Source organism: Terriglobales bacterium (assembly GCA_035651655.1).
Classification (GTDB): domain Bacteria; phylum Acidobacteriota; class Terriglobia; order Terriglobales; family Acidobacteriaceae; genus DASRFG01.
Window position 1 is genome coordinate 16,927 of the sequence record DASRFG010000013.1, and the last position, 23,234, is coordinate 40,160.

Here is a 23,234-nt window from a genome sequence, read left to right on the forward strand (position 1 = left end):
GCGGAGTTCATTGTTGATGCTCAAGCGCAGTAATTTGCCCATTTCGGGATTGGCTTTTCTGCTGATTTTTGTGTTGGTGGCCTGCCACGGGTTTTTCGTAAATCCGGTGCTCACGTCCATTACGCTGAAGCCGGCAAACCCTTCTATTGCTAAGGGAGCCACGCTGCAGTTCACGGCAACTGGAACTAATGACGACGGTAGCACCGGGAACCCAAAGAACCTCACCTGGACAACTTCTGACAAGACCATCGCAACCGTCAACAGTTCAGGATTGGCGAAGGCGGTGGCGCCAGGATCGGCCACCATAACCGCAACCTCAGGGACGGTCAGCGGAACCGCCACCTTGACTGTGACCGCATCAGCCCTCACCAGCATCAATATCACCGCACCCAACTCGGTTGTCTCCTTGGGCGGCACCGATCAATTTACGGCCACGGGCACATTTGCCGATGGTAGTAGCAGCACCATTACCAATTCCGTGACCTGGAATACGAGCAACCAAAACGTGGTGACAATTAATTCACAAGGCTTGGCCACGGCCAGCAGCACCACGACCGGCACGGCCAACATTACGGCCACTTCCTCTTCCGGCTCGATCACCAGTAATACATTTACTATCACCGTGCAATGAGCGAAATCCGCACCATCGGGATCTCCACGGGCGGCGGTGATGCTCCTGGCCTCAATGCTGTGATCCGCGCGGTAGTGAAATCCGCTTTTCTGAAATACCACTGGAAAGTTATCGGTATTCCCGACGGTTTTGATGGCCTCATCAACCCGGAGAACGCCTTTGAGCTCACGCTTAAGCACGTCAGTGGGATTCTTCCTCGCGGCGGCACGATTTTGGGGACCACGAATCGAGGTAATCCCTTCGTCTATAAGGCCACTGAGGACGGCAAGGAGGTCACGAAGGATGTCTCGGCGGACGTGATCGCGAACGCACGCAAGCTCGGAATTGACGCGGTAGTTGTGATCGGCGGCGATGGCTCGCAGAAGATTGCGCTCGAGCTCGCCGAAAAGGGCCTGAAGGTTGTAGGCGTCCCGAAAACCATAGACAACGATCTTTCCGCCACCGACATTACCTTCGGCTTCGATACAGCCCTCTCAACCGCAACTGACGCAGTTGACAAAATCCATACCACAGCAGAATCACATCACCGCATCATGCTGGTCGAGGTAATGGGACGCGACGCTGGGTGGATTGCGTTAGGCGCAGGGGTGGCGGGGGGCGCACATGTAATCCTTATTCCTGAAATCGCCTTCAGTGTTGAAAAAATAGCGGAGTATGTACGGCGCCGCGAGAGCTATCGCAAAATGTTCACGATCGTAGTGGTTGCAGAAGGGGTGAAACTGCCGAAGGACCTGAACCCCGAGATTGCACAGGAGCGGCGCCGCAATCCGAGAAGCGGAAGCGTGGGCAACGTCATTGGCGACGCCATTGGGCGCGCAACCAAAAAAGACGTGCGGGTCACCGTCCTGGGGCATATACAGCGCGGTGGAACACCATCAGCCTTTGACCGTATCCTCGCAACCCGATTCGGGGTAGCCGCGGTTGACATGATCGCCCGCGGAGAATTCGGCCGGATGGTGTGCCTGCACCAGTCCAAGGTGGGCAGCGTGCCCATCGCGGAAGCCATTGGACACTTAAAGTGCGTTGACCCTAACGGCGAACTAGTGCACGTAGCGCGGTCCATAGGAATTTGTTTTGGCGATTGATTCCCGGTAAACCTTCTCTTCTCCCAGTAACAGAGTTGATACATCCTGGCGAAACACCGAAGTCACTGTGACACCGCCCGTCACGGAAGCTATATTTAGTCTGAGGTGAAATTGGTACAGGCATATTTCTTCCGCCGCTGCTCGCGATTTTCGTTGTTGTCCGCGGGACTCCTTGTTTTCTTAGCCATCCTGCTACTGATGGCGTGTGGAAGGGGAAACGCCTCGCGTGAGGTGGCTTACGTCACGGTTCCGCAACTTTATCTACGTGATCAGGTCGCCGCCACCTACAACAAAGTGGAGCTGGTTAAGAATGGTGACCGCTTGGAAGTTCTGGAAAGAGCCCGCCGTTTTGCTCGAGTACGGACCGAAGGCGGCAAAGAAGGCTGGGTCGAGCAGCGTTACCTGACCGGCCAGGATACATTTGACCAGTTGCTAAAACTGGCGGCTGAGTACAAAAGCGCCTCCGTGCAAGGATCTGGGACCACCCGCAACGATACCAACATTCATCTGCTGCCTGCCCGCGATGCGGACCATATTTACCAGGTCAAGGAAGGCGAACAGGTGCAAGTCCTGAAGCGCGCCACCAGTCCTAAACCCCAGACTGCTCTGCTGATTCCGGCGAAGCATACAACCGGAAGAAAGCTGGAGGAAAAGCCAGTGATGGAAGACTGGTGGCTTGTGCGGGACACGCAAGGCCATACCGGTTGGGTGTTGTCCCGGATGATAGATCTCAACATTCCCATCGAAATTTCGCAATACGCGGAGGGTCAACGAATTGTGGGTGCATTTCAGCTGGATGAAGTGAACGATGGCGACAAGAAAGTTCCGCAGTATGTTGTCGCCCTTTCAGAGCCCAAGGATGGTATGCCCTTCGACTTCAACCAAATCCGAGTTTTCACGTGGAACGTGAAGCGTCATCGTTACGAGACCGCCTATCGCGAACGCAAGCTATCTGGTTTTCTCCCCGTCAACATAGCTCGCGAAAACTTTGATAAAGAAGGCAATTTGCCGCTGTTTGAGCTACACCTGAAGGACGTGGACGGCAACCTTGTTGAGCGAAAGTACAAGCTGAATGGACCCATTGTCCGTCGCGTGCTTACCCCTGAAGAGCAGCAATCGACAGCCGCGCAAAGGCGCCCCGGCCGCCGCTCCCGCCCGCAGCCTTAATCCTTTCCCGGGAGGCATCAGTACGCCCCGGCTACGAATCCAACTGTGCTCGGGGGGCGGGTACTATGGCTGAGAAGGTAAAGAAGCTCAATCTAGAGCGCGATTATCGGAATTACCTGTACTACCTGGATGGTGAGGGGAACGTCTGCCAGAAGGCCAAGTCTGGCAAAGGCGACTCCCAGATCCTCGTTCCCAAAGCTGTCGAGCGCGACAATCAATACTTGTACTTCATTGATAAAGATGGCGATGTAGCTCGCTCACGCCGCGGCGCCAAAGACAAAGATAAAGATAAGTCAAGAGCGGCTTAAGCACCGACCTAAGAGCTCGAGCCCACCAATTAACTCATGCTTGTATTTCGTGACGGCCGACGGAACGTCTCGGGAGCTGCATTAGTTCGCCAATTGGTCAGCAGCATCCGAGCGGCAGGCCTTCACACGGGTCAAGCCAAGCCAGAGTTTCTGCTGGACGCCCTTCTGCGATGTGGCGAGTTGGAATGCGCTTTAGCTGATTCTGGCGCTGCGGACGCTCGCGCCATTGCTGAAATCACCGATCATCTGGCCCACCTGCTACTCGGTGGCACTTGCGGTATGCAATACGGACAGACCCTTCAGCAGCTCTCACGAATCAATTTTCCCGTAACCGTTCAGAGTTCGCCGCCCGAAGGATTTGCCTACTACGGCCTTCACCCACTGAAGTTTGTCGATCTTGCTGATTCCTTTCTGTCGCTTTCTCAACCGGCAGCAGTGGTCGGCATCCGCAGCATTGGGACCACGCTCAGCGCGGTTGTCGCCGCAGCTGCGCGCCGGCGGAGGGTCCCGGTGTCGCGTATTACGGTGCGTCCTACTGGGCACCCGTTTTATCGCAAGACTGAATTTACTGTCGCGGATCGGCGCTGGATCGCGAAGCAGCGATCAGCATCGGCACAGTTCATGGTCGTGGATGAGGGCCCGGGGCTGAGTGGTTCTTCGTTTCTCTCGGTTGGAGATGCTCTGCTGGAGGCGGGCGTCGCGCGTGCGCAGATCACCTTCCTGTGCAGTTCACTGTCCAACACCAGCCGTCTCTGCACCAGGGATGGTCCAGCGAGATGGGCGCAATTCCGCTCGCTTGCCGTCGAGCACATCAGTCATATGCCTCCGCAGGCTGAAATCGACGCCAGCGGCGGATTGTGGCGCGAGTTTCTCCTGGAAAGCAAAGATGAGTGGCCAGCCTCGTGGATTTCGATGGAGCGCAGCAAGTTTCTTTCCGCAGACCGCGGTTGCCTCTGGAAATTCGAGGGGTTGGGACGGTTCGGGAGTGAGATACGTGAGCGGTCACTCGCGCTTGCGGCTGCCGGCTTCGGTCCGCCGGTTGAAGAGTTTGACCAGGGTTACGTCTCCTACGAGCTTGTACCCGGATGCCCCGCGAGACCCAAGGACATCTCGACAGAAATCTTGGATCGGCTGGCCCAATATTGCGCCTGGCGAGAGAAGGAATTCACAGTCTCAGACCGGCAGCCTGAGGATTTAGGAAAAATGCTTGCCTGCAATCTGCGCGAGGAATTCGGCGAGGGGATAAACGATCCAGAGCTGGGTTTCGATGTTGAGGATGTCGTATTGGCCGATGGCCGTATGGCGCCGCACGAATGGATTCTCTCGCCGAATGGTTTGATCAAGACCGATGGCGCTTCGCATGGTGACGACCACTTTTACCCCGGACCGACAGACATCGCCTGGGACCTGGCGGGCGCAATTACGGAATGGCGAATGGATTCGCGGGCCCGCAACTATTTTCTGCAGCAATATCGAAGGTTGAGTGGATGCGATCCGCAAGCACGGCTACCAGCATTCCTTCGCGCCTATAGCGCATTCCGAATGGGCTACTGCAAAATGGCAGCCGAGGCGCTGCGCGGCAGCATCGAAGAGGTTCGCCTCACGCGCGAATATCTCTATCATCGAGATCGTGTCGCGCAAGCGGCAGGAGTCGGCTTGGCTGCGTGAAGAGTTCGTGACCTGGCGCCGACTATCCTAAATTAGCTAATGTTCAATTGTGGGGTAAGAGGGTAAGGCAGCGCCGTTTTCCAAGGCTGCCGACCACTGCGTGATAGCGTCTCGCAGTTTGGCAAGGTGAATACCTCCGTGGCGGGCGGCATACACCGAGAGATTTCTGTTTCCGCGAAGTAATAACGATCGTGCACCGGCGATGTTTCCCCGGGAGTGATGATGTAGCCCGACGGCGATCTGAATCAGGCCCTGCAAGAATTTCTTTTCCGCCACTGGCGCTGCCCGCCACACATCTTCCAAGACTTCATGGGCGTCAAAAAACTCCGCTCTATTGAAGAGCTCTAGTCCGCGGCGAAAGCTGTCTTCATGGACGCTCATGCCAAAAACTTCAGGATTGTGCTGCCACGGGTGATTTGCGCACCAGCCGCCGGCCAATCACATCGTAATTTCCTTCAAGGACGATATTGATGGCTTCGGTATACGCGATATGTTCCTGCTCAAGAATGCGGGTTGAAAGCGTATGCTCGTCGTCGTTCTCTAGTACGGGCACGGTCTTCTGCACGATGATCGTGCCGTGGTCGAGATGCTCGTCAACGAAGTGAACGGTGCATCCAGACACTTTGCTACCGTGTTCGAGTGCCTGCTTTTGGGCTTCCAGCCCAGGGAAGGCAGGTAGCAGCGAGGGATGAATATTCAGAATGCGGTTAGGGAACTGTTGCACAAACCAGGGCGAAAGCAGCCGCATGTAGCCCGCCAGACACACCAGATCAACTTTCTTTTCTTTCAATACCGCCACAACTTCGGAGTCATGCTGTTCGCGTGTTTTCCCCTTTGATGGGACGACGCGAGTATGGAGGCCACGCCGCCCAGCGGCTTCAATGCCGGGAGCTTCCGGGCGATTGGAGATCACCACCGCAATGTTGGCGTGAATTCTGCCGGCTGCCACCGAGTCGGCGATCGCTTCAAAATTCGAGCCGCGCCCGGAAAGCAGAATGCCGAGGTTCTTCATGGAAATGATTATTTATCACAGGCGGCACACAGGCCAGCGGATCCTCTAGGAGTACTGAACTTTTCGGTCCCCTTTTATGATGCGGCCCATGGTGTAGCTCTTCTCGCCAGCACGATCCAGTAGGGTCTGCACTTTCTTAAAGTTCAGATGTGGAACCACCAATACCATACCGATGCCCATGTTGAAGGTTCGCATCATCTCGTTCTGCGGAATGTTTCCCAGCTTTTGCAGGTGCTCAAAAATCGGAAGCACAGGCCAGGTACCCATCTCCACCACCGCACCCGTTCCTCTGGGCAGCACTCGCGGCAAGTTCTCAGAAATTCCACCCCCGGTAATGTGGGCAAGACCGGTAAGCAGTCCGGCATCCAGTAATTTTTTAAGCACGGGCCAATAGCTCTTGTGGGTGCGCATCAGTTCGTTACCGACCTTGTTCTTGATATCGCTCACAAAGGTCTCGGGAGAGTAATGCGCCACCTCGAACAGCAACTTTCGGGCCAGTGCGTAGCCGTTGGTATGGAGTCCGTTGGAGGGAAGCCCGAGAAGCACGTCACCCGGTTGAATATTTTTGCCGGTGAGGATTCGGTCCCGTTCAACTACTCCGACGATGAAGCCGGCCAGATCATATTCACCTTCGGGATAAAATCCCGGCATTTCCGCAGTTTCGCCGCCGATCAAGGCACAGCCATTGGCCTTGCAAGCGTCGGCAATACCTCCCACGACCTTTTCGGCAATTTCCGGTTCCAATTTGCCGGCAGCCAGATAATCCAGGAAGAACAGAGGGGCGGCGCCCTGCACCGCAATGTCGTTCACGCAGTGGTTCACCAGATCGGCGCCCACGGTGTGATGAAGGTTCATCTCAAACGCCACCTTGAGTTTGGTGCCGACCCCATCTACGCTCGAGACCAGAACCGGTTGCTGATACTTGTCATTCAGCGCAAACAGGCCCCCAAAGCTCCCTATGTCGCTGAGAACGCTTCTGGAAAAGGTCTTGTGGGCAAGATACTTGATTCGTTGCTTGGTCTTGTTGGCCCGATCAATGTCAACGCCCGCATCGGCGTACGTGACGCTGGTATCGGGAGTCGTATTTCGAGGCACAGAGATGTTCCTTTTTCTTTGCGAAGGAAGATTGCTACCGCTGGAAAAGCGTTAGGAAAGCGCACATTGTAGCATGGCTTTGGGTCAGGGCTGGACTCAGAGATAACGTATAGGAAGTTCCAAACGTTATCGCAGCAGTCGCTCTTACGCTTTGCAGACGAGTGTGCCTGACCGCGACCAGTGCTAGGATTGGGCGATGTAACCCGAAGCGTAGTAAGCAATAACTCCCAGCAGCGCCAGAAATAGCACTGCGTAGCCGGTTAAAATCCAGACTCTGCGCCGATCCAATTCGCGTGCGTCAGCTTCGTTGCTTGCGGTTGCGGTAATCGAAGTTCCAGTTACCTTTTGCTCCATGAACTGCCTCCCGAGGGTATGTAATCACTATGAACGACAACCGGTAAACCCGGTCGTACATAGAACGCGCCCCGCGGGCGATATAAGAAAATGTCGTGCCTCAGGCAGGCAGCCTGTTTCGGGAAGATTTTACTACGACTCCAAAGCGGGCGACCCGTTTCCGGGTAATTTTTGAGACAAAAGAAAAGCCCCCGGTTTGCACCGGGGGTGAACCCCAAAAAGCAAAAGACCTCGGTTACTGAGAGGTCTTCGCGGCGTCTTTCTTTGCTTTCTTTGCGGCCTTCTTGGCAGCTTTCTTTTCCTTCTTTGCGGCTTTCTTTTCCGCCTTGGTAGCCTTGGCGGTGTCGCCCTGCGCCGTGCTGCCCGCTTCTTGGGCGGCGGCAGCCATCGAGAACGTCAGAGCAACTGCGAATAGTAATGTGAGAAGCTTCTTCATTTTCCTGGCTCTCCTTGAGAGATTTGTCCGGCAATTTGAGGACGCAAGACAGCGAAACAGTCAGCGCAGCCTGTGCCCTCAAATGCTTAAACAGCGTGGCTGGTCAAAAGTTGCTGCCTTGGCAAAGATTTTGCTGTAGCACAGCCGTTAATGCACACCAGCTAAATGATATTCAGTCCTGCGCCTTAACATATTTAATATCAGTGATTTGAGCAGACCAGCGCTATTACCCTTCCTCGCTCTTGAGCCCTGATGACGTGATAGGACTCACAGGTGATGGCCCGGACGGAGACTAAACTGGCTCTTATGACGACCGCTGCCAGCAGTTCTAAGTCGTTGAAGCCGAAGCCAACAAGAGATCCCTCGCACGACGTTTTGCGGGCCGAACGTCATCCGCTGGACAGCATTTTCAAACCTCGAAGCGTGGCGGTGATTGGCGCCACCGAGCGGCAGGGCAGTGTCGGACGCACCGTATTCTCTAATCTGCTCAGCACTCCTTTCGGAGGCACCGTATACGCCGTTAACCCTCAGCGCAGCGACGTGCTCGGGACAAAGTCATACCCCAACGTTGCAGCCGTTCCTGAGCGGGTAGAGTTGGCGGTGATTGTGACGCCTGCGGCCACGGTTCCGGGCATCATTGCTGAATGCGTTGCTGAAGATGTGCGCGGCGCAATTGTGATCTCCGCCGGGTTCAAAGAGCATGGCGAGCAAGGGAAGGAGCTCGAGCGCCAGATCAAGGAACAGCTCCGGGGCAGCCACTTGCGTTTGATCGGTCCAAACTGCCTGGGGATTATGAATCCGCTGACTGGGCTCAACGCTACCTTTGCTCAGGGCGGCGCTCGCCCTGGAACGGTTGCGTTCATCAGTCAAAGCGGGGCGCTTTGCACATCCATTCTGGACTGGAGTGCGCGTGAACTTGTGGGCTACAGCGCCTTCGTTTCTGTGGGATCTATGTTGGATGTGGGCTGGGGTGACCTGATCGATTACCTGGGCGATGACCCACGAACCAACAGCATTGTCATTTATATGGAGTCGGTTGGGGACGCCCGCAGTTTCCTCTCTGCGGCGCGCGAAGTCTCATTGACCAAACCCATCATCGTCATAAAAGCGGGTCGTACTGAAGCGGCCGCGCATGCCGCCGCATCCCATACCGGCGCTCTGACCGGTAGTGACGAAGTGCTGGATGCAGCTTTCCGCCGTTGCGGCGTTTTGCGGGTCAATACCATCGCCGACGTCTTCTATCTTGCCGATGTCCTATCCAAGCAGCCGCGCCCCAGAGGACCGCGATTGGCGATGGTGACCAATGCAGGGGGCCCCGCCGTGCTTGCCACCGATGCACTCATAAGTTTGGGTGGTCAGTTAGCGCCGCTGTCACCCGAGACCTTGCAGAAATTGGATCACCTGCTGCCGCCCCATTGGAGCCACAACAACCCGGTTGATGTCTTGGGCGACGCTGATCCAAAACGTTATGCAAAGGCGCTCGAGATTGTGGCGGAAGATCCCGCCAATGACGGTCTGCTTGCTATTTTGTGTCCCCAAGGTATGACCGATCCCGCTCAGACTGCGGAAGCTTTGAAACCATTTGCCAAAATCGGTAAGCCGCTTCTAGCAAGTTGGATGGGCGGCGAAGAAATGGCTGCCGGTGAGCGCGTGCTGAAGGAGGCAAACATTCCTGCGTTTCCCTTCCCAGATACCGCGGCTCGCATTTTCAATTACATGTGGCGATACACTTACAACCTGCGTGGCCTCTACGAAACCCCAGCCTCAGAAGCTAATTCTGAGCCTGCGCGCGACCGCCTCCATGCCGCGAACATTATTCAGCGTGCACGGGAATCCAAAAGAACGATCCTCACCGAATTGGAGTCCAAGGAATTGCTGCTCGCTTATGGGATTCCCACGGTACCCACCTACATCGCGGCTCAAGAAGATGAGGCAGTAGAGAAGGCTGCCGAAGTGGGATTTCCGGTGGTACTGAAGCTCCTTTCTGAGACGATCACTCACAAGACTGATGTCGGGGGAGTGAAACTCAACTTACAGAACGCCGACGCGGTCCGCAGCGCTTATCGAGCAATCCAGACTTCAGTACGGGAAAAGGCCGGGGCTGGACATTTCCTGGGTGTAAGCGTGCAGCCGATGGTCAAAGCAGATGGCTATGAGCTTATTGTCGGCAGCAATATTGATCCGCAGTTTGGTCCAGTGCTGTTGTTTGGCACGGGAGGTCAGCTGGTTGAGGTATGGCGCGATCGTGCTCTGGCCCTTCCTCCGTTGAACACCACCCTGGCGCGCCGGATGATGGAGCAAACGCGGGTTTTTGAGGCCCTTCGCGGTGTGCGTGGTCGAAAGCCGGTGGACCTCGAGGCTCTTGACGAGCTGCTCGTGCGTTTCAGCCAGATGGTTATCGAGCAGCAGTGGATCAAAGAAATTGATATCAATCCTCTCCTGGCGTCTCCCGAGCGGCTTCTGGCTTTGGACGCTCGCGTCGTGCTTCACGGGCCGGAGATTACGGAACAAAAGCTACCCCGGCCAGCGATCCGGCCCTATCCGACGAAGTATATTTCTCGGTGGAAAACAAATAATGGCACTGATGTAACCATTCGTCCGATTCGGCCCGAAGACGAGCCTCTAATGGTCAAGTTTCACCAGGCACTCTCGTCGCAAAGCGTTTACCTGCGCTACTTCCAGCCCTTGAAGTTGAGCACGCGTACCACCCACGAACGGCTCACGCGGATATGCTTCATTGATTATGACCGGGAGATGGCTCTGGTCGCGGAATACCGCCAGCCAACCAACGATCAGTCTGAGATAGTGGCGGTGGGGCGTTTAAGCAAGCTGCACGGAATCGACAAGGCTGAAGCTGCGGTTGTAGTGGCGGATCAGTTCCAGCATCAAGGGATCGGAACTGAGCTCTACCGCCGTCTGATTGAGATTGCGCGCAGTGAACATTTGAGTGCGATTAGTTCGACCATACTGGCCGAAAATCACGGCATGCGCGCCCTCTGCGACAAGTTGGGCTTTAAGATGCATTCACGTCTTGAAGACGACACGGTTCAGGCCGAACTGACATTGAACTAACCGGTGTGTCGTCCTTTGTCGAAAGCTTAACTGCTATAATCGTGCGTTTCGTTAGCCCCTTGTCACTGCTTTTGGTGACGTCAACCCCCATGCAAGAGATCGAGACGTTCTTGCAAGATGGAGCGTCTCGGATGCGGACTCGATGGCCCAGACCTTTCACCGAAGCACCAACACAATTTCCCGCTTCACCATTTTTGGGGCGGTGTTTTTTGTGGCGGCGCTGCTCTGGGTCTTTGCTGAAATCCAGCGCTCGCCATACACCACGTATGCGGGTGTCGCTCGTCCGCAGCCGGTGCCTTTTAGCCATCAACATCACGTTGGAGGCTTGGGTATTGACTGCCGTTACTGCCACACCTCGGTCGAGGTCTCGAGTTTCGCCGGGATTCCTCCTACCAAGACTTGCATGAATTGTCATTCCCAGATATGGACCAACGCACCGTTGCTCGAGCCGGTACGCCAAAGCTTCCGTTCTGGAGAGTCTCTGGTTTGGAACCGGGTGAACGATTTGCCCGACTACGTTTACTTCAATCACAGTATCCACGTGGCCAAAGGGGTTGGCTGCAATACCTGCCACGGTCCAGTGGATCGTATGCCGCTGATGTACAACTATGCGTCGCTCCAAATGGAATGGTGCCTTGACTGCCATCGCGCGCCGGAAAAATATCTGCGGCCCCGCGAGCAAGTTTTCAATATGCGATATTCACCGCCTGACTCGTTGGCTCCAGCGGAACTGGATGGCACGAAATATTACGACCAGAGATCGTTGGGTCTTGCTCTGGTCAAGAAATACAACTTGCGGAGCGTGCATGACATTACCAGCTGCAATACCTGCCATCGGTGAGGTGGCGAGAACTTCGGGATCGGCCCGGTTGTCAATCTAGTGTTTTGGGGAGGAAATGGAACCAAAAGCAAAGAAACATACGGAGGCCGTATGTCCCGAGAAAAAGGGCAAGCTGGATTTCCAGGAAGCGGCCCGGAAACTTGTTGGTCGCAACGGCGCTCGCTATTGGCGCAGCTTGGAGGAGTTGGCCAACTCCCCTGAATTCCAGGAGCAGTTGCACCGAGAGTTTCCCCGAGGAGCCTCAGAGTGGCTGGATCCCGTCTCTCGTCGTGGTTTCCTGAAGCTTATGGGGGCTTCCATGGCGCTTGCCGGGATGACCGGATGCGTTAAGCAGCCGCTGGAGCCAATTGTTCCCTATGTGAAACAACCGGAGCAGATTATTCCCGGCCGACCACTTTTTTTCGCCACCGCTATGACTTTAGGCGGCTACGGTGTTCCCCTGTTGGTGGAGAGCCACATGGGACGGCCCACCAAGGTCGAGGGGAATCCTGATCATCCTGCCAGCCTCGGCGGAAGCGATGTGTTCTCTCAGGCCTCGATCCTCGATCTTTACGATCCCGATCGTTCGCCAGCAGTCACGTACATTTCGGAGATACGGCCTTACCCTTCGTTTCAGGCGGCGATGCAAGGTCCGCTGGCCGCGCAGAAAGTCAGCCAGGGGGCGGGGCTGCGTTTCCTTACCCAGACTGTCTGCTCACCGACTTTGGCTGATCAACTTCAAATGGCACTACGGCAGTTTCCCGCCGCCAAATGGCACCAGTACGAAGCTGTGAACCGCGACAACGCTCGAGCGGGAGCAGTCGCGGCCTTCGGCCAATCCTGGGAGACGCAGTACCGGCTCGCAGATGCCGACGTGATCCTCTCCCTGGACGCCGATTTTCTCTATCCTGGCTTCCCGGGGTTCCTGCGCTACGCACGAGATTTTGCCTCCCGACGTCGTCCCGAACAAGGGCAGCCGATGAGTCGCTTTTACTTGGTGGAGAGCACTACTACGTCCACCGGCGCCAAAGCCGATCACCGGCTTCCGTTGCGGGGCGCAGAAGTAGAGCAGTTCGCGCGTGCCGTTGCTTCCGGGTTAGGAATCAATGCCGGGGGCGACGGGATGAGTGGCGAAGCCGAGAAGTTCATGGGCACACTGCTTCAGGATTTGCGCAGGCATCCCGGCAGAACTCTCGTGATCGCCGGCGACGAGCAGCCTCCGGTTGTTCATACACTCGCCCATGCCATGAATGGCGCCCTCGGCAACGTGGGACGAACCGTCATTTACACGCCAGCTGTTGCCGCCAATCCCGTGGACCAAGGTCAGTCCATTCGCGAGCTAGTGGACGATATGAGTAGGGGCAAAGTGGAGCTGCTGGTCATCCTGGGCGGCAACCCGGTGTACGACGCTCCCGCGGACCTGGGATTTGCCGAGTCAATGAAATCAAAGGTCCCGCTGAGAGTGCACCTCGGGTTGTATCAAAACGAAACCGCGGAGCTCTGCCAGTGGCACGTCAATGAGACCCATTATCTGGAATCCTGGAGCGACGCTCGCGCCTATGATGGCACCGCCAGCATTGTGCAGCCCTTGATTGCGCCGCTTTATGCCGGCAAGAGTTCGCACGAACTGCTGGCCCTCTTTACCGGCCAGGGGGAGACCACTTCGTACCAAATTGTTCGCGCTTACTGGCAGAAGCAGCGCCAGCGAGTGCCTGCCGCCACGGCGGGTAAAGCCGCAAAACCCTCCGCAAGTGTCCCGCAAAACCAGCCCGAAGATTTCGAGATTTTCTGGCGCAGGGCTGTGCACGACGGATTCATAGAGGGCACCGCCTTCCCGGTCCAGGACGCCAAACTGCAGTCCATTAGCTTCAAGGCGCAATCTGCTACCGCTCAGGGCCTAGAGCTGAATTTCCGTCGCGATCCCTCAATCTACGACGGCCGATTCAGCAACAACGGCTGGTTGCAGGAGCTCCCCAAGCCAATGACCAAGGTGACCTGGGACAACCCGCTGCTGGTCGCGCCGGCAACCGCCAATCGGCTGCAGTTGAAGACGAATGATCTGGTTGAGCTCGATGTGCAGGGGCGCAAGGCCCGCGCTGCAGTCTGGATTCAAGCCGGCCAGCCCGATAACGTACTCACCGCATTCCTCGGTTACGGACGTACACGCTCGGGCAGAGCAGGGACTGGCGCCGGGTTCAATGTGTACCCACTGCGCACGATTGCCGCCCCCTGGTCCGCGCCGGTGCAGCTCAAGCAGCTTGGGTCGCAGTACCTGCTGGCAACTACCCAGGGGCAACAAAGTATGGATACCCCTTTGGGCACACGCGATCTGGTGATCGCCGGCACCTTATCGGAGTTTCAGAAGGACCCACACTTTGCGAACCAGAATATCTTCACACCGCCAAAGGACCTGACGCTCTATCCGAATTATCAATACTCCGAATACGCCTGGGGGATGGCCATAGACTTGAACGCCTGCGTGGGATGCAACGCTTGCATCATCGGGTGCCAGGCAGAAAACAATATCCCGGTTGTCGGCAAAGTGGAGGTCAATCGTGGGCGGCACATGCACTGGCTTCGGGTGGACACGTATTACCAAGGAGACCGCGCCAATCCGAAGGCCTACTTTCAGCCGGTACCCTGCATGCACTGCGAGAACGCGCCCTGCGAATACGTCTGCCCGGTGGGAGCAACCGTGCACAGCAGCGAAGGCCTGAACGACATGGTTTACAACCGCTGTGTGGGGACCCGCTATTGCTCGAACAACTGTCCCTACAAAGTCCGGCGCTTCAACTTCTTCTTATTCCAGGACTGGAACACTCCCCAGTTGAAGATGATGCGCAATCCTGATGTGACGGTACGCAGTCGGGGCGTGATGGAGAAATGTACGTACTGCGTGCAGCGCATTTCTGAGGCCCGGATAGATTCCGAGCGTGAAAATCGCAAGATTCGCGAAAAGGAATTGCAAACAGCTTGCCAGCAAGCCTGCCCGGCGGATGCCATTGTTTTCGGCGACATCAATGACCCCAACACGCGAGTCGCCAAGTTGAAGGCGCAGGAACGCAATTACGCCCTTCTGGCTGAGCTGAATACCCGGCCGCGCACCACCTACCTGGCAGCCGTGAATAATCCAAATCCGGGGCTGGAAGCGCCAGCGGAAGAAAAGTAGTGATGGAAGAGAAAGACATCGTCGAGCAGATCTCGGTTCGCCAAGGGAAGCCGCCGGTCATTGAACCGGGGCACACCTTCGCAACCGTGACGGACAAGATCAGCGCCATTGTTCTGACCCGGCCTACTTCTGTCCAATGGCTAATTGCGTTCGGTTTCGCCTCGACTCTCACGTTCCTCATGTTGTTCGCGGTCACGTACCTCTTCTATCGCGGAGTGGGCATCTGGGGCGTGAACATCCCCGTGGGATGGGGATTTGCCATCGTGAATTTCGTCTGGTGGATCGGCATCGGCCACGCCGGGACACTTATCTCAGCCATCTTGCTGTTGTTACGGCAATCGTGGCGTAATTCGATCAACCGTTTTGCGGAAGCCATGACACTGTTTGCCGTGGCATGCGCCGGATTGTATCCAGTGCTTCACCTCGGGCGTCCCTGGTTGGCCTATTGGCTTTTTCCTTACCCCAGCACAATGGGAGTGTGGCCACAGTTCCGTAGCCCGCTGGTTTGGGACGTGTTCGCGGTATCCACCTACTTCACAATTTCGCTGCTCTTCTGGTTCATTGGTCTGATTCCCGACCTGGCAACGCTGCGTGATCGCGCTCTGAACCGCTGGTCACGCGCTATCTATGGTTTTCTGGCCATGGGCTGGCGGGGCTCGGCGCGGCATTGGAAGAGATATGAGTCCGCTTATCTGCTGCTGGCGGGACTGGCTACCCCCCTCGTACTCTCTGTCCATACTGTGGTGAGCTTCGATTTCGCCATCGCCATTCTGCCCGGCTGGCACACGACTATTTTTCCGCCTTACTTTGTGGCTGGCGCCATCTATTCCGGCTTTGCCATGGTGCTTATTCTCGCGATTCCCATCCGCTATTTTTACAAGCTGGAGGATTTTGTCACCCTGCGTCACTTGGAAAACTCCGCCATGATCATGCTAGCGACCGGCCTCATCGTCGCCTATGGATACATCATGGAATTTTTCATGGCGTGGTACGGAGGCAATCCCTATGACAAGTTCTTGGTTTGGAATCGCATACATGGTCCTTATCGTTGGTGCTACGCCGGTTTGATCGTAGCTAACATCGTCATCCCGCAGGTTCTGTGGATCAAAAAGATCCGGACGAATACCTCATGGCTGTTCTTGATTTCGCTCGATGTGCTGATCGGCATGTGGTTGGAGCGATTCGTAATCGTGGTGATCAGCCTGCATCGCGACTTTCTTACATCCTCCTGGGGTATGTATTACCCCACGCAGTGGGATTGGTACACGTATGTGGGGACGATCGGGTTCTTCTTCGCCTGCATGTTGCTCTTCCTCCGCATTCTTCCGATGATTTCCATTTTTGAAATGCGGACGCTGCTGCCCGAGGCGGAGGTCAAGGCCGAATGACCCGCCCGCCAATTTACGGAATGTTGGCAGAGTTCGATAGCCCCTCCGCACTGGTGGCCGCTGCTCGTCGTGCCTATGAAGAGGGCTACCGCCGGATGGATGGCTACAGTCCCTTTCCGGTAGAGGAATTGAGTGAAGCCATTGGGTTCCATCGCGACAATGTGTCTTTGGTGGTATTGATCGGAGGGATTGTCGGCTGCGTTGGAGGATATCTGATGCAGTGGTGGATTTCGGCGGTGAGTTATCCCATCAATGTTGGCGGAAGACCATATCACTCCTGGCCGGCTTTTATCCCAGTTACCTTTGAGATGACAGTGTTGGTTGCAGGACTCTCGGCGGTGTTGGGGATGTTGGCCCTTAATGGGCTGCCGATGCCCTATCACCCGGTATTCCACGAGCCGCGTTTTGCTTTCGCTACCAGAGACCGTTTCTTTTTGGCGATCGAAGCCAGAGATCCGAAATTTGATCGAATCGGGACCCGGCGCTTTCTGGAGAGCCTGAATCCGCATGCAGTGACGGAGGTGCCTTATTAGCCTGCGTCACCGATTCGTAATTGCTGCCCAGACGGTTCTGCCGCTGGTAGTGGTTTCTCTTGCGGGATGCCGTTACGACATGCAAGACCAACCCAAATTCAAGCCCTTACGCCAAAGCGACTTTTATGCCGACCAGCGTTCTTCTCGCCCGCTCCTGGAAGGGACAGTTGCGCGAGGGCAGTTGCAAACCGACGCTTACTTGTATACCGGCATGATCAATGGAGAGCCCGGGAATGAGATGCCATTTCAAGCAACTCGCCAGGTTCTGGAGCGTGGACGCGAACGTTTCAACGTGTATTGTTCGCCCTGCCATTCGCGTTTAGGCGATGGGAACGGCATGGTTGTGCAGCGGGGATATCGGCGGCCACCCTCGTTCCATATTGATCGTCTGCGGCAGGCGCCCATGGGGCACTTTTTCGACGTCATCACCAACGGATTCGGCGCCATGCCGGATTACGCAGCGCAGATTCCAGTGCAGGACCGATGGGCCATCATCTCGTACATACGCGCACTGCAGTTGAGTCAGCAGGCCCCATTGAGCATAGTGCCGGCACAAGAGCGTGATCGCATGCTGTCACAACCCTCTGCAAGCAGTACCCCGCAAGCCGGGACGACGTTGCCCAGCGGCTCACAAGGCGAGGGCGCTTCGACGGAGCAGCCGAAATGAAGAGCGCATCACGGCTGAACGACGTGAACTTTGAGGCACCTCCCGTGGCACAAGCCATCCAGCAACGCTCTCTGGTGGTGGGGATAATTTTCGCAGTTCTGGCGCTGGTGGGCGCCTTCATTACTCCTGCGCAGTTTTTCCCGGCCTATCTAATCGGGTTCATGCTCTGGATTGGGGTCACACTTGGCTGCCTCACTCTCCTGATGCTGCAGCATCTCACGGGCGGAAACTGGGCTGTGCCGATTCGCCGCATCCTTGAAGCCGGGACTCGTACTCTATGGCTGATGATTTTGTTTTTTCTTCCGATTGGCATTGGAATTTCCAGGTTGTATCCGTGGGCGCGACCGGCTGAGATTGCACATGATGCTCACCTGCTGCACGTTGCCAAGCTTTACCTGGCGCCAAGCTACTTCGTGCTCAGGGCAATCTTGTATTTCATTGTTTGGGCTGTTTTGGTGTTGTACCTGAATCGCTGGTCAAGGCTGCAGGACGAGCCGCCGGAACGGGATTTCTCTCGCCGCTTCCGCCGGATCAGCGCCCCCGGACTGGTGATCTACGCCTTCACCATGACCTTTGCCGCAATTGACTGGGTAATGTCGCTCGATCCGCATTGGGTCTCTACGATTTATCCTCTGATCTTTGTCGTTGGGCAGGGCCTTTCAGGAATCTGCTTTGCCGTGGTTGCAGAGACGATTCTGTCTCGCTACGAGCCCATGCGCTCGCTGCTGAAGCCTACGACTCTGAGGGACCACGGTAATCTCATTCTGACGTTTGTGATGCTGTGGGCCTATTTCTCGTTCTCCCAGTGGCTGATCATCTGGGCGGGGAATCTGCCGGAAGAGATTCAGTGGTATCTGCCGCGGTTGCAGCACGGCTGGAATCATGTCGGAGTATTCCTGACGATCTTCCACTTCGCGGTGCCGTTCGCGCTCTTGCTCTCGCGAAACTTTAAGCAGAACCCGGCAACCTTGGCAAGGCTGGCGACCTGGTTGATCGTAATGCGCTGGCTTGACCTGTTCTGGATGATCGAACCCAACTTTCATCAGCGATTTTTTATCGGTTGGCTGGACTTCGTGGTCCCAGTCGCGATTGGCGGCTTCTGGTTGTGGTTGTTCTTCAGGAACTTAAGAGCTCGCCCCTTGGTGCCGCTCCAGGACGTGAGGATACGCGCAATTTTGGAGTCTGAAATTGGCTGATCTCGGGCACGAAGACATTCGGCACCCCGAAACCACTTACGAGGCACGCGATCTGGGTGTGCGCGGCGTGTTGTCTTTCCTGGTTGGACTCGCATTGGTTTGCGTGATTGTCAGCGTTGTGATCCTGGGTATGTTTAAGTACTTGGACCATTTCCAGGCGAAGCGCCAGCCGCGTCCCAATCCGCTTGAGACCGCCCACACAGAGACGAGAGCGCATGCCGAGCAGGCTGTGCAGCAATTTCCCCAACCCCGGCTCCAGCCAGACCCCGTCGCTGACCTCAACAGATTTCGCGCCCGTGAGGATCAAATTCTTGACAGCTATGGCTGGAGTGACCAGAGTGCGGGCATAGCGCATATTCCAATTGAACGAGCAATTGACATGATTGCCCAGCGGGGCTTGCCAACCCGGGAAACGAATGCCGCTGGCGCGGGACTGGCGAGTGCTGGGGCAGAAACGGGTAGAAAACGGTGATGAATAGCCTAAAGTTGAGAAAAGTTCTTGTCATTGCCAGCTTGGTATTAATTTGCGCCTGGTGCATGACAGCTCTCGGGCAGGACATGATGGGTGGCGGCGCCCAATCTCCTCCTGCGAACGTTCGCCCGCCCGGTTTGCAGAATGTCGGCATCCAGCAAAACTTAAACCAGCAGATTCCACTGGGGCTGGCGTTTCACGATGAATCCGGTAAGCCGGTCACGCTCGGGGAATATTTCGGCAAGCGACCCGTGATCCTGAATCTGGTTTATTACAACTGTCCCATGCTGTGCGGTGAGGTTCTCGCCGGACTCACCAGCGGGCTTAAAGTTCTGCCTCTTACCATGGGAAGAGACTTCGACGTTCTCACGGTAAGTTTTGACCCGAGAGAGACTCCGGCAATGGCGGCAGAGAAGAAGAAAGTCTACCTTCAACGCTACCGCCGGCCGGGCGGAGAACAGGGTTGGCATTTCCTCACTGGAAGCGCGGAATCTATTACGGCGCTTACCCGCGCCGCTGGCTGGCAGTACCAATACGATTCGAAATCCGGGCAATTTGCCCACACTACCGCGATTGCTGTGTTAACCCCACAAGGAAAGATTTCGCAGTACTACTACGGGGTGGAATACGCGCCGCGTGATCTGCGGCTCGGCTTGGTGCAAGCTTCAAGCGGGCAGATCGGCACCTTGATCGACCAGGTGTTGTTGTACTGCTATCACTACGATCCCAGCAGTGGAAAGTACAGCGCCATCATCAGCCGCGTACTACGAGTAGCGGCGCTAGTCACAATGCTGGCTCTCGGCAGTTTTTTATTCATCATGTTTCGATTGGGCAGCAGTAACCACAACTTAGGACGCGCCGCATAAAACCATGAACTTCCAGATGCCATTTTGGCCGCCCCAAGCTTCCACCTCGGCTGCCCGCCTGGATGCGCTCTTCATTTTTCTGCTGTTGGTGACCGGATTAGTCACAATCCTGATCTTCGCCCTGATTGTCGTCTTTGCTTTGAAATTCCGGGACACCAGAGTCCGTGCTGCCACGCAGATCGAGGGCTCCCTTCCCATCGAGCTCACGTGGAGTATCGTGCCGTTCGGGATTTTTATCGTCTTCTTCGTCTGGGGCGCAGTTTTGTACTTCCAGGAGCGAACTCCTCCCCAGGGCGCAATGGAGATTTATGTCGTAGCCAAGCAGTGGATGTGGAAGCTGCAGCACCTGGAAGGCCAGCGGGAGATCAATGAATTACACATTCCAGTTAATCGCGACGTCAAGCTGATTATGACTTCGCAGGATGTGGTGCACAGTTTCTATGCGCCCGCTTTCAGGCTCAAGCAGGATGTGATCCCGGGGCGTTATACCGTCCTCTGGTTCCATCCCATTCGCGCGGGAACTTATCATCTGTTTTGTGCTGAATTCTGTGGAACACAACATTCCGGAATGATCGGAAGCATCGTGGTGATGAATCCCTCTGATTACCAGACATGGCTTTCAGGAGGAGGGGCCGAAGGCTCATTGTCGGCGACCGGGCAGAAGCTCTTCCAGGAGCTGGGCTGCGGTTCTTGCCACCGCGCGGATACGCAAGGTCGAGGGCCCAATTTGGTGGGACTCTATGGCAAGCCTGTGCAACTCGAAGACGGACGGGTGGTTACGGGCGATGAAAACTATATTCGCGAATCCATACTGAATCCTGGCGCAAAAGTGGTCTCCGGATTCAAAAACATCATGCCCACGTTTCAGGGAATTTTAAGCGAGGAACAACTCTTGGCGCTGGTCGAATATATTAAGTCGCTCCAGACTCCGCAACAGCGCGAGCCGGTGAGCAACCGTCCAGCCGTCCCGAGCAGAGCAACCCGACCGTAGAGGAACTGACATGGCAACCGCAGTAGCAACCGCAGAGCGCACCCATTACTTGAATGCCGACTATGGCATCAGGTCTTGGCTGTTGACCACCGATCACAAGCGCATCGCGCTGCTCTATCTGATCTCCATTACCTTCTTCTTTTTTATTGGCGGCTTCTTCGCATTGTTGATCCGGCTCGAGCTGCTCACCCCGGCTGGAGACCTGGTAATGCCAGACACCTACAACAAGTTGTTTTCCATGCACGGCCAGGTGATGATCTTCTTTTTTCTGATTCCTTCAGTGCCGGCAGTGTTGGGAAATTTTTTGATTCCGATGATGATCGGCGCTAAGGACCTCGCATTCCCGCGCCTCAATCTACTGAGCTGGTACTTATACATCTCCGCCGGACTTCTAATGCTGTACACCATCATGGCCGGTGGGGTTGATACCGGCTGGACTTTTTACCCTCCCTACAGCACCTCATTTAGTAATTCAAATGTGGTCCTGGCAGCCACCTCAATCTTCATTGCTGGATTCTCTTCTATCCTTACTGGACTCAACTTCATCGTTACAGTACATCGCATGCGGGCGCCGGGGATGACCTGGTCGCGACTGCCATTGTTCGTCTGGTCTAACTACGCCACGGCAATAATCCAGGTGCTTGGAACGCCGGTGCTCGCCATCACCTTGGCGCTGGTTGGCCTGGAGCGCATATTTCACATTGGAGTTTTCGACCCCAAAGTCGGCGGAGATCCGGTGCTGTTTCAGCACCTCTTCTGGTTTTATTCGCACCCCGCGGTTTACATCATGATTTTGCCGGGCATGGGGGTGGTGAGCGAGATTGTGCCTTGTTTCTCGCGCAAGAGAATATTCGGATATTCGTTTATTGCAATGGCCAGTGTTGCCATAGCCGTGCTTGGTTTCCTGGTATGGGCCCACCACCAATTTGTGGCCGGAATTTCCGTTTACTCGGCCATGATCTTCTCTTTTTTCAGCTATATGGTGGCGGTTCCTTCGGCCATTAAAGTCTTCAACTGGACTGCCACCATGTACAGGGGCAAGATCTCCTATACCACTCCCATGCTGTATGCCTTCGGCTTCATCGGCCTGTTCACCATGGGGGGAATGACGGGGCTGTTCCTGGCTGCTTTGGGACTGGATGTTCACGTTCACGATACATACTTTGTGGTCGCTCACTTCCACTACATCATGGTGGGCGGAATGGTTATGGCCTATATCGGAGGCCTGCATTTCTGGTGGCCCAAGATTTCCGGCCGGATGTATCCGGAACTGTGGGGCAGGCTCGCGGCGTTGATCATCTTCATAGGTTTCCATTTGACCTTTTTCCCGCAATTCATTCTTGGGTATCTGGGGATGCCGCGGCGATATCACGCATACACTTCGGAGTTCCAGATACTGAACGTGCTCTCTACTGCCGGAGCCTCTATTCTTGCCGTCGGGTACTTGTTACCGATGGTTTATTTCCTGTGGTCGCTGCGTTATGGAAAGTTGGCCACAGACAACCCTTGGGCCGCTTCGGGCCTGGAATGGATGACCCCTTCGCCGCCGCCTACTTTTAACTTTGAAGAAACCCCAGTGGTGACCTGGGAGGCGTACAACTACGACCAACTCCCGCAGGAGGTCCCGGTTGGGGAATAGCCGGACAGTAGTCGCGAAACGCGAACTGCGCCACCACTTCTCCGACCTGGAGCAGCAGCGGGAAGCCTCCAGCATGGGGATGTGGGTGTTTCTAGTCACCGAGATCATGTTCTTTGGCGGCATGTTCTGTTGTTATCTGGTCTATCGCTATCTGTACTTCCACGCCTGGGTGGAAGGCAGCCAGCACATGGAATTCTGGTACGGCACCATAAATACCGTGGTGCTGATCGGTAGCAGTTTGACGATGGCATTGGCAGTGCGTGCCTCTCAATTGGGACAGCGGAAGCTGCTGGTCCTTCTGCTCCTCCTTACTATTTTGCTGGGATTGGCATTCATGGGCATCAAGGCCGTCGAATACCATCAGCATTGGCTCAATCACGAGTTTCCCGGAAGCAGCTTTGACCTGAAGAAGTGGCAAGATGCCCCGCATGTTGAAATGTTTTTTGTCTTGTACTTCACCATGACTGGGTTCCACGCCCTACACGTCGTGATCGGGTTGTTTGCTGTAGGGTTCGTCGCCTATTTTGCCTGGCGCGGGCGCTACACCGCGGAGTATCACAATCCGGTTGAGAATGTGGGGCTGTACTGGCACTTTGTTGATTTGGTATGGATCTATTTATATCCCCTGCTTTACCTGATTAGTCATCGGCACGCATAGAGGCACC

Annotated in this window: 22 protein-coding genes; 17 read left to right on the plus strand and 5 right to left on the minus strand. The window is 55.7% G+C overall.

Going from position 1 to position 23,234, the window contains the following annotated elements:
* Positions 1 to 16: 16 nt before the first annotated feature.
* From VFA76_05400 to VFA76_05420, 5 genes are all read left to right on the plus strand, one after another.
* A complete protein-coding gene (locus VFA76_05400) occupies positions 17 to 631 on the plus strand; it encodes an Ig-like domain-containing protein (GenBank protein HZR31269.1) in 615 nt (204 codons plus the stop codon).
* A complete protein-coding gene (locus VFA76_05405; protein ID HZR31270.1) occupies positions 628 to 1,716 on the plus strand; it encodes an ATP-dependent 6-phosphofructokinase in 1,089 nt (362 codons plus the stop codon). Before VFA76_05400 ends, VFA76_05405 begins: the two co-directional genes overlap by 4 nt.
* Before the next feature lie 105 nt (positions 1,717 to 1,821).
* A complete protein-coding gene (locus VFA76_05410) occupies positions 1,822 to 2,883 on the plus strand; it encodes an SH3 domain-containing protein (GenBank protein ID HZR31271.1) in 1,062 nt (353 codons plus the stop codon).
* 65 nt (positions 2,884 to 2,948) lie between these two features.
* Positions 2,949 to 3,191 (plus strand): hypothetical protein, encoded by a 243-nt coding sequence (locus VFA76_05415; GenBank protein ID HZR31272.1) that lies wholly within the window; start codon positions 2,949 to 2,951, stop codon positions 3,189 to 3,191.
* Between the two features lie 36 nt (positions 3,192 to 3,227).
* Positions 3,228 to 4,859, plus strand: coding sequence for a hypothetical protein (locus VFA76_05420; protein ID HZR31273.1), 1,632 nt, complete (start codon positions 3,228 to 3,230; stop codon positions 4,857 to 4,859).
* A 36-nt stretch (positions 4,860 to 4,895) separates the two neighbouring features.
* On the opposite strand, the gene VFA76_05425 is transcribed toward VFA76_05420, so the two are convergent.
* The 5 genes from VFA76_05425 to VFA76_05445 all read right to left on the minus strand — a co-directional run bounded on the left by VFA76_05425 (position 4,896) and on the right by VFA76_05445 (position 7,756).
* Positions 4,896 to 5,240 (minus strand): DUF309 domain-containing protein, encoded by a 345-nt coding sequence (locus tag VFA76_05425; protein ID HZR31274.1) that lies wholly within the window; start codon positions 5,238 to 5,240, stop codon positions 4,896 to 4,898.
* 10 nt (positions 5,241 to 5,250) lie between these two features.
* A complete protein-coding gene (gene purN, locus VFA76_05430) occupies positions 5,251 to 5,871 on the minus strand; it encodes a phosphoribosylglycinamide formyltransferase (GenBank protein HZR31275.1) in 621 nt (206 codons plus the stop codon).
* 45 nt (positions 5,872 to 5,916) lie between these two features.
* Entirely contained in the window at positions 5,917 to 6,966 is a 1,050-nt protein-coding gene (gene purM, locus VFA76_05435) for a phosphoribosylformylglycinamidine cyclo-ligase (protein HZR31276.1), read from the minus strand.
* A gap of 183 nt (positions 6,967 to 7,149) precedes the next feature.
* Positions 7,150 to 7,320: a hypothetical protein gene (locus VFA76_05440; protein ID HZR31277.1), complete on the minus strand. Its 171-nt coding sequence runs from the start codon at positions 7,318 to 7,320 to the stop codon at positions 7,150 to 7,152.
* A 235-nt stretch (positions 7,321 to 7,555) separates the two neighbouring features.
* Positions 7,556 to 7,756 (minus strand): hypothetical protein, encoded by a 201-nt coding sequence (locus tag VFA76_05445; protein ID HZR31278.1) that lies wholly within the window; start codon positions 7,754 to 7,756, stop codon positions 7,556 to 7,558.
* A 306-nt stretch (positions 7,757 to 8,062) separates the two neighbouring features.
* Here VFA76_05445 and VFA76_05450 point away from each other — a divergent pair, with 306 nt between their 5' ends.
* The 12 genes from VFA76_05450 to VFA76_05505 all read left to right on the plus strand — a co-directional run bounded on the left by VFA76_05450 (position 8,063) and on the right by VFA76_05505 (position 23,227).
* Positions 8,063 to 10,828 carry a bifunctional acetate--CoA ligase family protein/GNAT family N-acetyltransferase gene (locus tag VFA76_05450; protein ID HZR31279.1) on the plus strand — a complete coding sequence of 922 codons (2,766 nt, stop codon included), beginning with the start codon at positions 8,063 to 8,065 and terminating at the stop codon, positions 10,826 to 10,828.
* A gap of 142 nt (positions 10,829 to 10,970) precedes the next feature.
* The gene (locus tag VFA76_05455) at positions 10,971 to 11,669 is read left to right on the plus strand and encodes a cytochrome c3 family protein (GenBank protein HZR31280.1); all 699 of its coding nucleotides are present in this window, start codon (positions 10,971 to 10,973) and stop codon (positions 11,667 to 11,669) included.
* Between the two features lie 55 nt (positions 11,670 to 11,724).
* The gene (locus VFA76_05460) at positions 11,725 to 14,817 is read left to right on the plus strand and encodes a TAT-variant-translocated molybdopterin oxidoreductase (GenBank protein HZR31281.1); all 3,093 of its coding nucleotides are present in this window, start codon (positions 11,725 to 11,727) and stop codon (positions 14,815 to 14,817) included.
* Positions 14,818 to 14,819: 2 nt separating this feature from the next.
* The gene (gene nrfD / locus VFA76_05465; protein ID HZR31282.1) at positions 14,820 to 16,205 is read left to right on the plus strand and encodes an NrfD/PsrC family molybdoenzyme membrane anchor subunit; all 1,386 of its coding nucleotides are present in this window, start codon (positions 14,820 to 14,822) and stop codon (positions 16,203 to 16,205) included.
* Positions 16,202 to 16,738 carry a DUF3341 domain-containing protein gene (locus VFA76_05470; GenBank protein HZR31283.1) on the plus strand — a complete coding sequence of 179 codons (537 nt, stop codon included), beginning with the start codon at positions 16,202 to 16,204 and terminating at the stop codon, positions 16,736 to 16,738. Before nrfD ends, VFA76_05470 begins: the two co-directional genes overlap by 4 nt.
* Before the next feature lie 79 nt (positions 16,739 to 16,817).
* Positions 16,818 to 17,405 (plus strand): cytochrome c, encoded by a 588-nt coding sequence (locus tag VFA76_05475; protein ID HZR31284.1) that lies wholly within the window; start codon positions 16,818 to 16,820, stop codon positions 17,403 to 17,405.
* A complete protein-coding gene (locus VFA76_05480; GenBank protein ID HZR31285.1) occupies positions 17,402 to 18,601 on the plus strand; it encodes a hypothetical protein in 1,200 nt (399 codons plus the stop codon). The genes VFA76_05475 and VFA76_05480 overlap by 4 nt, the downstream gene beginning before the upstream one ends.
* Positions 18,594 to 19,073 (plus strand): hypothetical protein, encoded by a 480-nt coding sequence (locus tag VFA76_05485; protein HZR31286.1) that lies wholly within the window; start codon positions 18,594 to 18,596, stop codon positions 19,071 to 19,073. The genes VFA76_05480 and VFA76_05485 overlap by 8 nt, the downstream gene beginning before the upstream one ends.
* A gap of 65 nt (positions 19,074 to 19,138) precedes the next feature.
* Positions 19,139 to 19,939: an SCO family protein gene (locus VFA76_05490; GenBank protein ID HZR31287.1), complete on the plus strand. Its 801-nt coding sequence runs from the start codon at positions 19,139 to 19,141 to the stop codon at positions 19,937 to 19,939.
* 4 nt (positions 19,940 to 19,943) lie between these two features.
* The gene (coxB, locus tag VFA76_05495) at positions 19,944 to 20,930 is read left to right on the plus strand and encodes a cytochrome c oxidase subunit II (GenBank protein HZR31288.1); all 987 of its coding nucleotides are present in this window, start codon (positions 19,944 to 19,946) and stop codon (positions 20,928 to 20,930) included.
* A gap of 10 nt (positions 20,931 to 20,940) precedes the next feature.
* Positions 20,941 to 22,569 carry a cytochrome c oxidase subunit I gene (gene ctaD / locus VFA76_05500; protein ID HZR31289.1) on the plus strand — a complete coding sequence of 543 codons (1,629 nt, stop codon included), beginning with the start codon at positions 20,941 to 20,943 and terminating at the stop codon, positions 22,567 to 22,569.
* Positions 22,559 to 23,227 (plus strand): cytochrome c oxidase subunit 3 family protein, encoded by a 669-nt coding sequence (locus tag VFA76_05505; protein HZR31290.1) that lies wholly within the window; start codon positions 22,559 to 22,561, stop codon positions 23,225 to 23,227. The genes ctaD and VFA76_05505 overlap by 11 nt, the downstream gene beginning before the upstream one ends.
* Positions 23,228 to 23,234 lie beyond the last annotated feature (7 nt).